The following is a 15,904-nucleotide window of genomic DNA, read 5'->3' as shown; positions in this document are numbered from 1 at the left end:
CAGGATTTGTCTGGCGGCAATAGCGCGGTGGTCCCACCTGACCCCATGCCGAACTCAGCAGTGAAACGCCGTAGCGCCGATGGTAGTGTGGGGTCTCCCCATGTGAGAGTAGGACACTGCCAGACATTCAATTAGCCAGAGAAGCCATCCTGAACCGGATGGCTTTTTTGCATTTGGGGAAAACTATTTCTGCATTAACCGATTTATGATCCTTGGCTGTTTTTGCGTGTATAAGCAGCAAGTATCGTCCTTTCCGATAATTCCAAATATTCTTTCATCTTATTAGCCGCGAGATCATTCTGCCCGGCATTAAACAGTTCCAGAATATGGGCATTTTTATCGATATAGGGCGCATATAAAAGTTCAGGATCGTTCAAGATGCCAAAAGCCAGACGAAGTTCTGCGGAGATATTACGATAGAAAGTGATTAACCTTTCGCTGTCAGTTAATTCCACAATTGCGGTGTGAAAGCGCATATTTTCCGTTCCGGCACCAATCCAATCTTGTTTTTCACGACATAGCTGAGCTATTTCAACGGCTTGTTTCATTTTTGCGACGCTAGGGTGCATTGGATAAGCTTGAGCCAGAGCCTGACATTCAATCAATTGCCGAATTCGATAAATATCAATAATTGATGCAATATCGGGAATTGCAACAAACACACCACGGTTAGGCTCATGTTTCAGCAGCCCTTCTTGGGTGAGAAGGCGAAACACTTCACGTAATGTATTTCGTGAAATCTCAAGTTGTTCACTCAGTGCAGCCTCTGATAGCCGTTGCCCCGGTAATAACTCCCCAATAACCAGTTTATTTCTTATAGTTTCGGCGATTCTTTTACTTAAAATTTGGGGAGAATGGTCTTTTTTCATAGTTATCCATGAGATCAGTTGCTGATAACAAATACCTTCTAAGCGAATTAAGAGAGAATCTTCACATATTCCCTGATAACCAGCAAGTTATCGTCATTGAACCAATATAGGGCAATTTCATGGTGTGTTTTGCACCTGAAATGTGCATTTCGATAAGAAATTCAACAGCAAATGTTAATAAAGTGATCTCTATTGGATTTCTGAAACTGATAACACAATTCTGTTTGCTTATTTCCTCAGCAGATCTTATTTATTGTTCAACAATGTATTTGTTGTTATTAAACAATTTTCTACTTTAGTTCGACAATGGTATGGATATTGCTTAGAAAATAATAAATACAATAACGATGACAGGGGAAAATAGCTTATGGTTATGCAGGAGACAGCAAACCAAGAAACGGAAAATTTTGTATCGAATCGACGTTCATCTTTGATTGCAGCAATTTTTCTGATGGCGACATCAGCGATTGGGCCAGGGTTTATCACCCAAACAGCTACATTTACTGCGACGATGGGGGCAGCTTTTGCCTTTGGTATTTTGGCCTCCATCCTGATTGATTTTGTTGTACAGCAAAACATTTGGCGAATTGTCACATTAACCAGAATGCAATCTGCTGATATTGCGAATGCGGCTATTCCGGGAAGTGGCTATTTATTGGCTATCTTGGTGATTTTTGGTGGATTGGTGTTTAACGTCGGTAATATTGCGGGAGCTGGATTAGGGCTTAATGCTTTGATGGGGCTGGATCCCAAATGGGGTGGATTATTCAGTGCCTTGATGGCGATTTATATTTTTACTTCCCGTAAAGCAGGCGTCGCCATTGATCGTATTATCGTGATCTTAGGAATGATCATGATCGGCATGACATTGTTTGTTGCAATCGTCTCCAATCCGCCAGTGGGAGAAGCGTTGCGACAGACGGTACTGCCTGATGAAATCAATTTTGCGACGATAACGACCATTGTTGGCGGAACGGTTGGTGGTTACATTTGTTATGCCGGAGCACATCGTTTACTGGATAAAGGCGCGGTAGGCATCGAAAACATTAAAATTGTTTCCAGTGCAGCAACCAAAGGGATTTTGGTGGTTGGCTTGATGCGATACCTGTTGTTTCTTGCCATATTGGGTGTGGTTGCCAGTGGTGTGACACTTGATGTTGCAAGTGAAACCGCAGATCCGGCCTCGCAAGCTTTTCAGGCAGCCGCTGGAGAATTTGGTTTACGTATTTTTGGTTTAATCATTTGGGCCGCATCAATTACGAGTATTATCGGCGCTGCTTATACTTCCATTTCTTTCTGTAGTGTATTTCGAAAACAATTTACCGAGCGTCAGCGTAATATTGCGACTTTATTGTTTATTGCTGTATCGCTGGCGATTTATCTATTAATAGGAACACCGCCAGCCGCTTTGCTGGTTTTCGCAGGTGGCTTCAATGGGCTTATTCTTCCTCTCGGTTTGACCATTTTTGTTTATGTCGGCTGGAAACGTGCTGATTTGATGGCGGGGTATGTGTATCCCCGCTGGTTGTTGTGGTCGGGCGCGATGACTTGTGTGTTGACATGGTACATGGGGGCCATGTCTATCGATTCAATCTTTGAGTTTTTGAAATCAGCTTAAGGGAATCATCATGATAAAAACAATCGATTTAAATAGTGATCTCGGTGAAAGTTTTGGTCAATGGCACATGGGGAACGATAAAGAAATCTTGGGGATTGTCAGTAGTGCTAATGTTGCCTGTGGCTTTCATGCGGGTGATCCGGTAGGAATTTTGCAGACCTTGAAATCCGCACAGGAAAATGATGTCGCGATAGGTGCCCATGTTTCTTATCCCGATTTAGTTGGTTTTGGGCGGCGAAAAATGGATCTTGCCAGCCATGAACTTACCGCTGATGTTATTTACCAGATTGGCGCTTTGCAAGGACTGGCTATGGCAGCAGGCACAAAGGTGAGTTATGTCAAACCTCATGGCGCGCTTTATAACACAATCGCGAATGACAAATACCAAGCGATTGCAGTTATTGAAGGTATTTTGGCGATTGATGCCAATCTGGCATTGGTTGGTTTGGCGGGATCAAACATTCTCAAATTAGCTCAGGAAAGAGGATTAAAAACCGTCGCAGAAGCATTTGCTGATCGTGCTTATACCTCACAGGGTGAATTAGTCTCCCGTCGTGAAGCGGGTTCTGTGCTGCATGATGCGGATCTTGTTGCCCAACGTATGTTGCAACTGGTGACAGAAGGCGGTGTTGAATCGATTGATGGCAAATTTACACCTATTCAAGCGGATTCTATTTGCGTACATGGTGATAGTCCCGGTGCGGTAGAGATGGCAAAACAGGTCAAAACCGTTTTGCAGCAGGCAGGCATTACCATCCGATCATTTATTCATCCATAAATATAGATCGCACTGGCATGGTTAATGATTTAGGGAGGTAGTCTTGCGTTTTTTACCTGTTAATTTCAATACCATCATGGTTGAACTGAGTGGACTGGCAGAAACATTGGCGCTGCTTGATTCGCTGAATATTGCCCCTGTTCCGGGGGTTGAAGAAATTATTCCGGCGGCGAGAACGTTGATGATCCGTTTCCGGCTGGCAAAAATATCAGTTCAACAATTGGTGGCAGAAATCAGTAGCCGCGATTTGCGGGCACGTGGTCACGCAACGGGAAAACAGATAGAAATCCCGGTGCATTATAATGGCGATGATCTCGCGACAATTGCTGAAATTCTGGGAGTTACTGTTTCGGAAGTTATCCGCCGACATACGGAAAATGAATATACCGTGGCTTTTACAGGGTTCGCTCCTGGTTTTGCTTATATGGTATCAGAGACTTTGCAGTGGAATATTCCTCGTCGTAACACGCCTAGAACACGCATTCCTGCCGGGGCTGTTGCACTGGCGGGAGAATTCAGCAGTGTTTATCCGCAAGCAAGCCCCGGTGGGTGGCAGATCATCGGTATTACAACTGAACGTATGTGGGATCTTTCCCGCTCTTCTCCCGCCTTATTGCAACCGGGTTATCGCGTTAACTTCCGGGATGTTGGGCACACCCCTGCAACGGTCAGTTTGCCGGAAGCTGCGATTAAAAATACGCTTTCTACGCCAGAGACTGACTGCCATTTGGAAATCTTGTCTGTGGGCCTGCAAACTTTGTTTCAAGATTTGGGGCGTGTTGGTCAATCAGGATTAGGGATCTCAGAATCTGGTGCAATGGATAAAAACGCTCTGCGTTGTGCAAACCGTGTTGTTGGTAATTCCTCCGATCAAGCTTGTCTGGAGATAGTGCAGGGTGGATTTAAGGCCATCGCTCATGGGCCGATGCTGGTTGCGATTACGGGAGCATCGTGTCCGATAGAGGTCAAAACGCCATCGGGTGAAATATTCAATGTGAATACTTACCAACCGATTGATTTAAACGATGGTGATGAAATTTCGTTAGGAATGCCTGCGGCTGGTATGCGTTCTTATTTAGCGGTGAGGGGGAGTTTTGCTGTTTCTGCCACCTTATCCAGCCATTCATTTGATACGTTGTCCAATATTGGGCCTGCGCCGTTGAAAGTGTCTGATAAATTGGCAATCGGGGAAACATCTCACTGTGCAGCGGTATCTTTTTCTGAAACGCCGGCTTTTAACATGCCAGATAAAAATGAGGTTGTCGTATTAGATATCATACTTGGCCCTCGCACGGATTGGTTTACTCAAGAGGCCATTGAATTATTGAGTAAGCAGGATTGGCAGGTTACCCCTCAATCTAACCGGATTGGCCTGCGATTAAATGGTGAGTGCTTACTATCACGTATTCAGCAGCAAGAACTCCCCAGTGAAGGCACATGTGTGGGAGCGATTCAAATTCCCGCCAGTGGACAACCCGTATTGTTCTTGGCTGATCACCCACTGACAGGAGGATATCCGGTTATTGCTTCAGTGGCCGATTATCACCTTGATCTTGCTGGTCAGATCCCCGTCAACGCCAAAATCCGATTTAACCCCATCAGCCAATTCCATGAAATCCAAGGGAGTAAAGATTTGCTATGAACGCTAAAAAAGTGCTGATTGCCAACCGTGGTGAGATTGCAGTCCGTATTATCCGTGCTTGCCGTGATTATGGCGTACAAGCTATTGCCGTCTATGCGGATGCAGATATTAATGCACAGCATGTGCAATTGGCAGATGAAGCTTATGCTTTGGGTGGCAATAGCCCTACAGAAACTTACCTGAATATTCCTCGCTTACTGGCGGTAGCGAAGCAATCGGGAGCGACAATGGTGCATCCGGGCTACGGTTTCTTGTCTGAACGGGCGGAGTTTGCCCGGGCAGTGATAGACGCAGGCTTAATTTGGATTGGGCCTAACCCTGAAACGATTGATGAGTTGGGTGATAAGGTCAGGGCGCGTAAGATTGCTCAGAAAGTGGGAGCACCCTTGGTTGTTGGAACCTCAGAACCAGTCAAAGATGCTCAGGAAGTTATCGCTTTTGCAGAACAGCATGGTTTGCCGATTGCTATTAAAGCGGCATTTGGTGGTGGTGGCCGCGGGTTGAAAGTGGCTTGGCGAATGGATGAAGTTGCAGAACTTTATCATTCAGCAGTGCGTGAAGCGACAGCCGCATTTGGGCGAGGGGAATGTTTTATTGAGCAATTCTTGGATAAACCTCGTCATATAGAAGCGCAGGTGATTGCGGATAAACAAGGCAATGTTGTTGTACTTGGCACCCGTGACTGTTCTTTGCAGCGTCGGAACCAGAAGCTGGTGGAAGAAGCGCCAGCACCATTCCTGAGCCAAGAACAAAGGGAACGTATCCATCAATCAGCAAAAGCTATTTGCGCGGAAGCCAATTATGTTAGCGCAGGAACAGTAGAATTCTTGTTAAGTGCAGATGGTACGCTCTCTTTTTTAGAAGTGAACACTCGCTTACAAGTAGAGCATCCCGTAACAGAAGAAACAACAGGTATCGATCTGGTTATTGAACAGTTACGCGTGGCAGAAGGTCATCCGTTGAGCATTCAGGAAACGCCAGTTCCAAGAGGGCACTCATTTGAATTTCGCATTAATGCGGAAGATGCCGGAAAAGGCTTCTTACCAACATCTGGAACAGTCATTGAATTCACTCCGCCTTCTGGTCCCGGTATTCGTTTGGATTCTGGCGTGGTGAATGGTTCAACCATTCCTGCTACTTTTGATTCACTGATGGCAAAATTGATTGTCACAGGAGCAACACGAGAACAAGCGATTGTCCGGGCTCGTCGGGCATTGAAAGAGTTTAAGATCCGTGGCGTAGCCTCCGTTTTACCTTTCCATCAAGCGGTGATGGAGCATCCTGATTTTGTTTCTGGTGATAAATTCAATGTCCATACTCGCTGGATTGAAACTGGTTTTGTGAATGAACTAGAGGCTTCGCTACGTCAGCTTCCTATCGAGGATAAAAAGATTTCCCGTACATTTATTGAAATTGATGGTCGCAGGCATGAACTGGGGTTGCCGGCGGATTTATTGGCGGGATTGGCGCATTTAGCGCCTGTAGGAGAACCGCAATTTTCTCCGTCTGCCATAACGGAAAAACTGCCGGAAGATCCCTGTCAGGTCAAAGCCCCTATTTCAGGTATTCTGCATTCTTGGATGGTTAAAGAAGGCGCTCAAGTTAAGGAAGGCGATGTGATTGCCGTTATGGAAGCCATGAAAATGGAAGTACAAATCAATGCTCATCGTTCAGGAAAAATTACATTCTGTGTCCAAGCAGGGGATTATCAGGATGCAGAGAGTGTGCTGGCTAATATTGAATAGTGAGATTCATAGAAAAATTAAACGGGTATACCGCCCGTGAGAATTTGGGGTCTCCAGAGTTATTTGAAGGGGGAGCCTATATTACCAAAAATGGCGTTTCTGAATTGTTTGTTCAAACAGCAAGTGAACGAGAGGCGGAATTGAGGGAAAGAGCGCTTGAGCAGCAGGCTTATGCACTATTGAAACTCACCATGCTGGCGAAACAGGATGTTATCCATGAAAGAACGATGATTCCTGATGAGGCTTTGCAAAAGTTACGAGCTTCAAGAAAATGATGGAGTATTTTCATGCCCAATATCAGGCTGACAGGAATGGCAGTACGGTGTTTAGAACACATTGAATCATTTAATGCCTTGGAATTTTCGCCACAAAAAGCCGCTGAAATTACAGAACAATTGATTAATGAATCAATTGCAGCGATTGCGGAAGATCTTCAGCGTTACCGTTTTAATGCGAGCTTATTGGACTTCGGTGTTTTTATTCGCGAGCGGTTAGATGCGGATAAAGGATATCGGGTGTTATATGAAATTAAAGGTGACTTAATTTATATCTTGTTGTTTTTAAGTACTAAACAAGATCTCGCTAAGGCACTTTATCGCCATCAAATTCTTCACGTTATCCAATAAATAAAGCCCACTTTTGGAGTGGGCTCAAACCGCCGACAAACCTTATTGGAAATAATGGATCTTGAAAGTTATTTACATTTCTATGAGAAATGTAAATAATAACGATTCTCAATAGTATATTTGTCTGAAAATCAATGTCTAAAATTACCAAAATTTACGCTAGCCTGGCTAAAAGTGGCTTGTGTGTTCCTCTGATGTCCGCATCTATGCTGACAGTTGCTATTTCTACCAACGCATTTGCAAGTGCTGAAGACACGATAAAAAAATCGTCTGGCACTAGCGATACACTTGTTGTTATTGCGGATAATAATGCAAAAGATGCACCAGAAGATAGAAAAGTCAGCCGTAATGAAATCAAGGTCAAACAAGCACAAAGTGTTGCTGAGATCTTAAAGAATGTACCAGGGGTACAAGCGGGCCATCCTAGTGCTTTAGGGCAACGTTTCAAAATCCGTGGTATGGATGATCAATTCATCAACGTGACTATTGATGGCGCAAGACAAGAAGGATATCACTTCCACCATGCAGGGAATTACGGCATCGATCCTGAAATGTTGAAGCAAGTTGATATCAAGGTCGGTAGTAACAGCATTACTTACGATACTGGTGCCATTGGTGGTGCATTAAAATTTGAGACTGTTGATGCAGGTGATCTGTTGGCGCCCGGCCAATTATTTGGCGCCAAAGGGAAATTAAATTACTCCAGCAACGGTGATGAATTCCAACAATCTTTAGCGACCTATGGCAGATTGGGTGCTGTTGATTTATTAGGTTACTTTACCCATCGCAATATACATGACTCTAAATCTGGCAGAGATAATATAGGGAGAGATTCAATCCCGACAGATGGAAAATTATTCAATTATTTATTAAAAGCTAAATTTAATCTGACCGATGAGCAATATATTAATGTATCAAAAGAACATTATAAAAATGATGCAGCAACTAGTCTTAGATTGAATTTTGGACAGGATGTAAATAACGGAAAGAAAGCGAAGTATGCCGTTGACCGCGATACCCATAATATCACTTACGGGTATGCGCCAGTTGATAACGACCTTATTGATTTAAAAATATCCGCTTATCATACGGAACAAACTTCTACCCATATGAAGCCTGTAAACGGAAATGGGAAAGGATTTGATAGTATTGTTGAAACCCAAGGCATTAAAGTTCGTAATACCTCTAGTTTTGATACTCAGAAGCTATCCCATGACTTAACTTATGGATATGAATATTTTGATACCAGAATGCGCTTCACTAAAGCAGAGAAGAATATTCATAATAAAGAAGTGGAAAAAGGAAACTCATCTTCTGTTTATTTAGAGGATGATATTCGACTTGCAGATTTTCATGTCATACCTGGTATCAGATGGGATCACTATAAATACCATACGCTCAGTGCACAGAATGAGTCGTTTGAGAGAACTTATTCTCACTTCTCAAAAGCACTCGGTTTGAAATACGAGCTTGGGGAGTCCACAACATTATTTGCCAATTACACGGAACTCTTTAGAGGTCCATTGGGCAAAGAGCTTATGGGACTATCCAACCATGGTAATAACCTGACAGCCACAACCGGTTACAACCTGGAAACAGGATTGGCAGGTTCTTACCCTAGTGTTTTTGCTGACAATGACTCGCTGGCAGTATCAGGTAAAGTATTCCAGACGAATTTTAAAAACTTGTCTACAACTTTAGCTAAGAATGAACTGCACAATATCCCGAAAGCCAGACTGGAAGGGTTTGAATTAGCGACCGGCTATAAACTTGACAATGTGTCTTTAAAAGCCACTTATGCCAAAGTCAATAACAAGATTATTAAAGGTAATGCGTTATTTGATAAGGGATTAGAATTTACACCATCAGTCGGTGATTCTATTACTGTAGGTGGTAGCTACCTATTTGACAAAACTGACATTGAACTCGGCTGGAATTCTCGATTTGTTCTGGCAAAAAATGCCAAAGGTACAGAGAAAGAAAATACTGTCCGTATCCATAAATCTGGATATGGTGTAAGTAATATGTATATCTCTTGGTCACCGAAAACAGGTGCATTTAAAAATGCAGAACTCCAGCTTGGTATCGATAATGTCTTTGATAAACGTTACAACGAACACTCTTACTATTTGAAGACTTACCAAGGACAAGAAGAGAAAGGCCGCACATATAAAGCGACAATTTCTTATAAGTTCTGATGAAAACGTCTTAAGGATATTCAAAAATATCCCTTGTAATAAGTCTGCGGTTTATCCGCAGACTTTTTCCTAGGATTGCTCTCCAATTATCGCCATGAGAATTACAGCGTAAAAACGCCAATCAAAGCGACAACAGTCAAAATAGCCGCTGCACCATAAAATACCCATTTACTGGCAGGGACATGAATTTTCAGATCATGCATTCCATGGTGAATACGGTGCATTCCGCACCAGATCGGCAGGCTGATCATCAGCAGCAAAAAGATGCGACCAATAAAACTCTGGCAGAATGTCAGGATACGCTCATAAGAAAGCGCTTCTGGTGCCAAACCGAGTGGTATCAGTATGCCCAGCAGCAGAATAATTGCCGGCCCAACAATAGCGCTCCACATCCCGCCGGCACCAAATAAGCCCCAGAAAATCGGTTCATCGGAACGCTTAGGTACTTGATTCATCAGATCCTCCTTGGGGTCAGAAAAGTAATGCCACACCGAGAATCACGGCAGTCGCAATAATCGTGGTTGCCCACAGCAATTTGACAATTGGCCCCGGTGGCATTTTCTCACTTTTGACGATGAGATTGAGTGCCTTCGGAGCCAGTTCAAACCAGGTTTTCGTATGCAGCAAGGCTGCCAGCAGGGTGATGATATTAATCAGCAACACGATCGGATGTTGCAGGAAAGAGACAAAATCCGCCCAGCTTTCCGGGCCGTTTTTCAAGGCAAACAAACCATAAAGCACCAGTAAACTGAACCACGTGGCAGGAACTGATGTTCCTTCTCTCAGCATGTAAAAACGGTAAAATCCGAGTTTGCGCCACCAATTCGCTTCCATGCCGCGCACATAAGGTTTACGTTTCGTCGTCATTATTCTCTCCTTCCTTATTGTGGTTTCAGCATAGAGATAATGAAATCTTTGGCACTTTCTGCCTTGCTCTGCTGAATGGCACCTGCCGGATCAACATGTTTCGGACAAACTTCAGAGCAGTAGCCTACGAAAGTACAAGACCAGACACCGTTGTCGCTGTTGATGTGTGGCATACGCTCTTTCTTGCCATTATCGCGGTTATCAAGATTGTAACGATGTGCCAATGTGACCGCAGCAGGCCCGATGAATTCAGGATTCAGGCCAAATTGAGGGCAGGCGGCATAGCACAGGCCACAGTTGATACAACCTGAAAATTGATGGTATTTTGCCATTTGGGCCGGTGTCTGCACGTTCGGCCCATCCTCAGGTTTACGATTATTGCCGATGATATAGGGCTTGATCGCTTCCAGACTCTCAATAAAGTGGGTCATGTCCACAACCAAATCCCGTTCAATCGGGAAATTACCTAGCGCTTCGATTTTCATTCCTTGTGTGTACTCACGCAGGAACGTTTTACATGCCAGTTTTGGCACGCGGTTTACCATCATGCCGCAGGAGCCGCAGATTGCCATGCGGCAAGACCAGCGGTAAGAGAGGTCAGGAGCTAGATTATCTTTAATGTAACCTAACGCATCCAGCAGTGAAGTTTGCTCATCGTAAGGCACTTCATAAACGACAAAATGAGGTTCACTGTCAATTTCCGGGTTATAGCGCATGACCTCCATTTTCAGCGTTTGCATCTCAGCCATTCGCCTGCTCCTTCTGTTTTTTCTCTTGTGCCGCCGCTTCGCCACCATATACACGCTTAGCTGGTTGAGATTTGGTGATCTTCACATCACTGTATTCCAGACGAGGGGCACCTTCAGGATGATAAAAAGCCAACGTATGCTTCAAGAAATTGGTATCGTCACGTTCGGTACAACCTTCATCAAGGCGCTGGTGGGCACCACGTGACTCTTTACGGTTCATGGCGGAATGGGCCATACACTCAGCAACATCTAAACCGAATCCCAATTCGATGGTATAGAGCAGATCCGTATTGAATACGCTGGAACGATCGCTAATTTGGATATGTTTGAAGCGTTCTTTTAATTCAGCAATTTTGTCGATGGTTTTCTGCATGAGCTCTGGTGTACGGTAAATACCGCATCCTTCTTCCATTGACGTCCCCATTTCATCGCGGATTTTCGCCCAGTTTTCACCGCCTTTCTGGTTTAGCAGCTTATTGAGTTTATCTTCGACATCACGGGCTTGCGCATTCAGTACGTTATCGTTGGCGGGTTTGACGCCCTGAATATGTTTGACCGCCTCTTCACCTGCCAGACGCCCAAAAACAACCAATTCTGCCAACGAGTTAGAACCGAGGCGGTTTGCGCCATGTAAGCCAACAGAAGAACATTCGCCGATGGCAAATAATCCTTTGATTCGGGTTTCGCATTGCTGATTGGTTTCGATCCCACCCATCGTGTAATGCGCAGTTGGACGAACGGGAATGGGTTCTTTGACAGGATCAACGCCAACATAGGCTTTCGCCAGCTCACAAATAAACGGCAGGCGTTCAAGCAGTTTTTTCTCCCCCAAATGACGCAAATCCAAATGCACCACATCACCGCGTGGCGTGGCGATGGTGCGCCCTGCCCGCCATTCATGCCAGAATGCCTGAGACACTTTGTCACGTGGGCCTAATTCCATATATTTGTTTTCAGGTTGCCCAAGTGGTGTCTCTGGCCCCAGACCATAATCCTGTAGATAACGATAGCCGTCTTTGTTCACCAGAATGCCACCTTCACCGCGACAGCCTTCGGTCATCAGAATACCGGAACCGGGCAGTCCTGTTGGGTGATATTGCACAAATTCCATATCGCGCAATGGGATGCCGTGACGGAATGCGATTCCCATTCCATCACCGGTAACGATGCCGCCATTGGTATTGTAACGGTATACGCGCCCCGCACCGCCTGTCGCCATAATGACCGCATTAGCACGGATCTGAACTTTGGTTCCTTCCATCATGTTCAGTGCAACCAAACCGCGTACCTGCCCGTCATCCACCAGAATATCGAGAACAAAATGTTCATCAAAGCGCTGGATTTGAGGGTATTTAAGGGAAGTTTGGAACAGGGTATGAAGCATATGGAAACCGGTTTTATCAGCGGCAAACCATGTGCGTTCAATTTTCATGCCTCCGAAACGACGAACATTGATGGAACCATCTTCCTTACGGCTCCACGGGCAACCCCATTGTTCCAGTTGGATCATTTCGGTCGGGCAATGTTTGACGAAATATTCAACCACATCTTGTTCACACAGCCAATCACCACCGGATACTGTGTCATTGAAATGAAAGTCATAGGAATCATGTGATTGAGTGACTGCGGCTGAGCCACCTTCTGCTGCCACAGTGTGGCTGCGCATGGGGTACACTTTTGAAATCAGGGCGATCTTGAGTTGAGGATTGGCTTCAGCAGCAGCAATGGCTGCTCTTAGCCCTGCACCACCGGCTCCGATAATCGCGAGGTCGACATTGATGGTTTGCACTGCGCTTCTCCATTGTTCAAGTGAAACAATTTTTCTTTTTTAACGAAGTATTGAAGATAATTTTCTATACCTTAATGAGTCAGGGGCGATAACTATTACTCTTTATAAGGTTTAATTATAACGAATTATCCAGGAAGTAAATTTGATATGAATGCGGGTTTTGCAGGATTTTGCTGACAAAACGTGATCTATCGCATGTTTTTTGCTCAAGTGGATTGAGCCATCGACAGCATTTTCTACGAATGAATAAGAGCTTATATAAAAGTAAATGATAAATATAACGATTTAATAATATTTATTGATTTATGGATGGAGCCTAATTTATTTATATTGCAAATGAATCATGATTTTCCTAAATTTATTTTTATGTTATTAGCATGAGGAAGACATATTTTGTTATTTATCTTTTGAATGAAAAGCGTATGCTGCCAGGTAGATGTATTCTTTTTTAAACCCCCGTCTATATCAAGGAAGAAAATACTTTTATATTTATCGAGTTATCTCTTGGTATACATTTTGTTTATAACTCACTTCGTTATAAGATGTAATCTATTTTCAGTTAAATTTTTATTGTTCTTCTTAATCAATTATGATTGCATATGTAAGAACCCTACCATAGGGCAAACATGGCTATCCTTTGTTTTCTGTGTCTGTCCTATTAACGCAGGATTATTTTTTCCTGTCAGAAATTAAAACGATAAGTCACCGGTAACAAGTTTCAAGTTTAATGCAATACAGACAATGATTTGTCTGGCAGGCTTGATGCGGGTAAACTGCGCGTTTTGTTTTATTTTGGAGTCATCGGAACATGAACGAAGTCGCGAATTGGCAGCCAAGTGCCCCTATCGCCAATTTATTGAAAAGGGCGGAGATTTTAGCAGAAATACGGCGCTTTTTCGCAGATCGTGGGGTGTTGGAAGTTGAAACACCTGCCATGAGTCAGGCGACTGTGACTGACGTCCATCTGGTGCCCTTCCAGACTCAATTTGTTGGGCCGGGTGCAGCAGATGGTTTGACTCTATACCTGATGACCAGCCCCGAATACCACATGAAGCGTCTTCTGGCGGCAGGAAGCGGCTCCATTTATCAGATGGGGAAAAGTTTCCGTAATGAGGAAGCGGGTCGTCATCATAACCCAGAGTTCACCATGCTGGAGTGGTATCGTCCGCATTATGATATGTATCACTTAATGAATGAAGTGGATGATTTATTGCAGCAGATTTTGGATTGTGAAAGTGCAGAATCACTTTCTTACCAACAGGCGTTTATTCGATATCTGGATATCGATCCTCTTACTGCAAGTAAGGAAAAATTGCGTGAGGTGGCGGCAAAACTCGATCTCAGCAATATCGCTGATCAAGAAGAAGATCGTGATACTTTGCTGCAATTGCTTTTTGTGATGGGCGTGGAAACGCAGATTGGTATTGAAAAACCGACATTCATCTATCACTTCCCTGCATCTCAGGCGGCATTGGCAGAGATCAGTAAAGAAGATCATCGGGTTGCACAGCGTTTTGAAGTTTATTTCAAGGGCATGGAATTAGCGAATGGTTTCCGTGAGCTAACTGACAGTCATGAACAGCGTTTGCGTTTTGAGCAGGATAACCGTAAGCGTGAAGCAATGGGGTTGCCTGTTCAGCCGATTGATGAATATTTGCTTGCAGCGCTTGCTCATGGAATGCCAGATTGTTCTGGTGTTGCATTGGGCGTTGATCGCCTGATTATGCTGGCATTGGGTGCTGAGCGGATTAGTGAAGTTATTGCTTTCCCGGTAGGGATCTCGTAATTGTGATTGTGGGGCAGTTCTGGACTGCCCTTATATTATTTACGTTCGTCGTTTATCTATTGTTCGTTGATTAAAGTTCATAAATTATTTGTGTTCATGATGCTTTTTCAGAAACTTCACTGCTAAATCAGGGAAGTCAGTGAATGCGCCATCAACATTCGCTTTATCGAAAACGATATCAAATAATTGATTGCCGCTGGTGGCATATTTTGGCAGTTGATCGATACGGATAGTATATGGATGAACTGCTAAATGGCTGGCGTGAGCCTCTTTTACCATACCGGTCAATTTGATGTTATTTGGCGTAGAACCATTGTCGATAATCATGTGGTAATCAGGGCCAATACCATCGGCATATTTTGCCACTTCTTTCATCGCACCCGGCTTAAACATCCATTCATAGCTATAATTTTGCCATGAACCATCTGACTTTTGCTCGTAGGTTTCGTTCCAGTCGGTGTAAGCGATTAGCTGAATCAGTCTCAGATCCATCCCCAATTTTGGTTCCAGCTCATTTTTGATGCGTTTCAGTTCATTGGCATCAAAGCATTGCAGGTACACCTTATCGCTTTTCTTGGTGTAGCCATATTGTTTCAGCACTTCCAGCACCTTGGTCGTGATATCCTTGCCCTCTTGGCGATGGAACCACGGTGCTTTGATTTCAGGATAAATACCAATGTCTTTGCCGGTGGATTTATTCAGGCCCTGGATAAATTCCAACTCTTCCTGAAAGGTATGAATGTGGAAATCTGATTTTCCCATAGGGAAACGTCCCGGATAGCTTTGGATTTTTTTGCCATCTTTGATATCAAAACCTTCGGTGAATTTCAGGGACTTAATTTCTGGTAAGGTAAAATCTATCGCATAATAGCGGCCATCGGCACGGGCACGGTTTGGAAAACGTTCTGCAACATCGGTTACTCGATCTAAATAATGGTCGTGTAGCACAATGAGCTGGTCATCTTTAGTCATTACCAGATCTTGCTCAAGATAATCAGCACCTTGTGCGTAAGCCATTGCTTTAGCGGGCAGGGTATGCTCAGGTAAATAACCACTGGCCCCACGGTGGGCGATAACAATCTTATCTGCTGCATGTGCAATGCCTGACATTGATGATGCTAACAGAATACCTGCCATGATTGCCTTAATAGGGGTCTGCATTGGGATTCTCCATTTATTTGTAATAAAAATCTTAAACAAAAATTATGTTACTTATTGTGTAGCTTTGTGTAGCTGA

At 44.0% G+C, this 15,904-nt stretch carries 14 protein-coding genes and 1 rRNA gene; 9 read left to right on the top strand and 6 right to left on the bottom strand.

What is annotated here, in order from left to right; all coding sequences use genetic code 11:
* Nucleotides 1-9: 9 nt before the first annotated feature.
* Nucleotides 10-125, top strand: a 5S ribosomal RNA gene (rrf, locus tag Xenpb_RS07210).
* Between the two features lie 78 nt (nucleotides 126-203).
* Here rrf and Xenpb_RS07205 read toward each other — a convergent pair.
* On the bottom strand, nucleotides 204-869 hold the full coding sequence (locus Xenpb_RS07205; RefSeq protein WP_187653693.1) for a GntR family transcriptional regulator: 666 nt from the start codon (nucleotides 867-869) through the stop codon (nucleotides 204-206).
* Nucleotides 870-1,236: 367 nt separating this feature from the next.
* Between Xenpb_RS07205 and Xenpb_RS07200 the strand changes: the two genes are divergently transcribed.
* From Xenpb_RS07200 to Xenpb_RS07170, 7 genes are all read left to right on the top strand, one after another.
* Nucleotides 1,237-2,487, top strand: coding sequence for an NRAMP family divalent metal transporter (locus Xenpb_RS07200; protein WP_187653692.1), 1,251 nt, complete (start codon nucleotides 1,237-1,239; stop codon nucleotides 2,485-2,487).
* Between the two features lie 10 nt (nucleotides 2,488-2,497).
* Nucleotides 2,498-3,265 carry a LamB/YcsF family protein gene (locus Xenpb_RS07195; RefSeq protein ID WP_187653691.1) on the top strand — a complete coding sequence of 256 codons (768 nt, stop codon included), beginning with the start codon at nucleotides 2,498-2,500 and terminating at the stop codon, nucleotides 3,263-3,265.
* Nucleotides 3,266-3,308: 43 nt separating this feature from the next.
* Nucleotides 3,309-4,907: an urea amidolyase family protein gene (locus Xenpb_RS07190; protein ID WP_187653690.1), complete on the top strand. Its 1,599-nt coding sequence runs from the start codon at nucleotides 3,309-3,311 to the stop codon at nucleotides 4,905-4,907.
* Nucleotides 4,904-6,652, top strand: coding sequence for a biotin carboxylase N-terminal domain-containing protein (locus Xenpb_RS07185; protein WP_187653689.1), 1,749 nt, complete (start codon nucleotides 4,904-4,906; stop codon nucleotides 6,650-6,652). The genes Xenpb_RS07190 and Xenpb_RS07185 overlap by 4 nt, the downstream gene beginning before the upstream one ends.
* Nucleotides 6,653-6,660: 8 nt before the next feature.
* On the top strand, nucleotides 6,661-6,927 hold the full coding sequence (locus Xenpb_RS07180) for a hypothetical protein (protein ID WP_187653714.1): 267 nt from the start codon (nucleotides 6,661-6,663) through the stop codon (nucleotides 6,925-6,927).
* Between the two features lie 12 nt (nucleotides 6,928-6,939).
* On the top strand, nucleotides 6,940-7,278 hold the full coding sequence (locus tag Xenpb_RS07175; RefSeq protein WP_255523061.1) for a type II toxin-antitoxin system RelE/ParE family toxin: 339 nt from the start codon (nucleotides 6,940-6,942) through the stop codon (nucleotides 7,276-7,278).
* A 134-nt stretch (nucleotides 7,279-7,412) separates the two neighbouring features.
* A complete protein-coding gene (locus tag Xenpb_RS07170; RefSeq protein ID WP_187653688.1) occupies nucleotides 7,413-9,476 on the top strand; it encodes a TonB-dependent receptor in 2,064 nt (687 codons plus the stop codon).
* Nucleotides 9,477-9,577: 101 nt separating this feature from the next.
* Here the strand turns inward: Xenpb_RS07170 and frdD are convergent, their stop codons facing one another.
* The 4 genes from frdD to frdA are packed head-to-tail and all read right to left on the bottom strand — an operon-like array spanning nucleotide 9,578 to nucleotide 12,881.
* Complete coding sequence (frdD, locus tag Xenpb_RS07165) at nucleotides 9,578-9,931, bottom strand: fumarate reductase subunit FrdD (protein ID WP_187653687.1); 354 nt, start codon at nucleotides 9,929-9,931, stop codon at nucleotides 9,578-9,580.
* A gap of 16 nt (nucleotides 9,932-9,947) precedes the next feature.
* Entirely contained in the window at nucleotides 9,948-10,343 is a 396-nt protein-coding gene (gene frdC / locus Xenpb_RS07160; RefSeq protein WP_187653686.1) for a fumarate reductase subunit FrdC, read from the bottom strand.
* 14 nt (nucleotides 10,344-10,357) lie between these two features.
* Complete coding sequence (locus Xenpb_RS07155) at nucleotides 10,358-11,092, bottom strand: succinate dehydrogenase/fumarate reductase iron-sulfur subunit (RefSeq protein ID WP_187653685.1); 735 nt, start codon at nucleotides 11,090-11,092, stop codon at nucleotides 10,358-10,360.
* Nucleotides 11,085-12,881, bottom strand: coding sequence for a fumarate reductase (quinol) flavoprotein subunit (frdA, locus tag Xenpb_RS07150; protein ID WP_187653684.1), 1,797 nt, complete (start codon nucleotides 12,879-12,881; stop codon nucleotides 11,085-11,087). Before frdA ends, Xenpb_RS07155 begins: the two co-directional genes overlap by 8 nt.
* An 808-nt stretch (nucleotides 12,882-13,689) precedes the next feature.
* On the opposite strand from frdA, the gene epmA reads away from it, so the two are divergent.
* The gene (epmA, locus tag Xenpb_RS07145) at nucleotides 13,690-14,667 is read left to right on the top strand and encodes an elongation factor P--(R)-beta-lysine ligase (protein ID WP_187653683.1); all 978 of its coding nucleotides are present in this window, start codon (nucleotides 13,690-13,692) and stop codon (nucleotides 14,665-14,667) included.
* A gap of 84 nt (nucleotides 14,668-14,751) precedes the next feature.
* Here epmA and glpQ read toward each other — a convergent pair whose 3' ends face one another.
* Nucleotides 14,752-15,828, bottom strand: a complete 1,077-nt coding sequence (glpQ, locus tag Xenpb_RS07140) for a glycerophosphodiester phosphodiesterase (RefSeq protein WP_187653682.1) — start codon at nucleotides 15,826-15,828, stop codon at nucleotides 14,752-14,754.
* Between the last annotated feature and the right edge of the window lie 76 nt (nucleotides 15,829-15,904).

Source organism: Xenorhabdus sp. PB62.4, assembly GCF_014467285.1.
Classification (GTDB): Bacteria; Pseudomonadota; Gammaproteobacteria; order Enterobacterales; family Enterobacteriaceae; genus Xenorhabdus.
The sequence above is the reverse complement of the archived record's forward strand: the minus strand, read 5'-3'. Positions and strand labels throughout refer to the sequence as shown.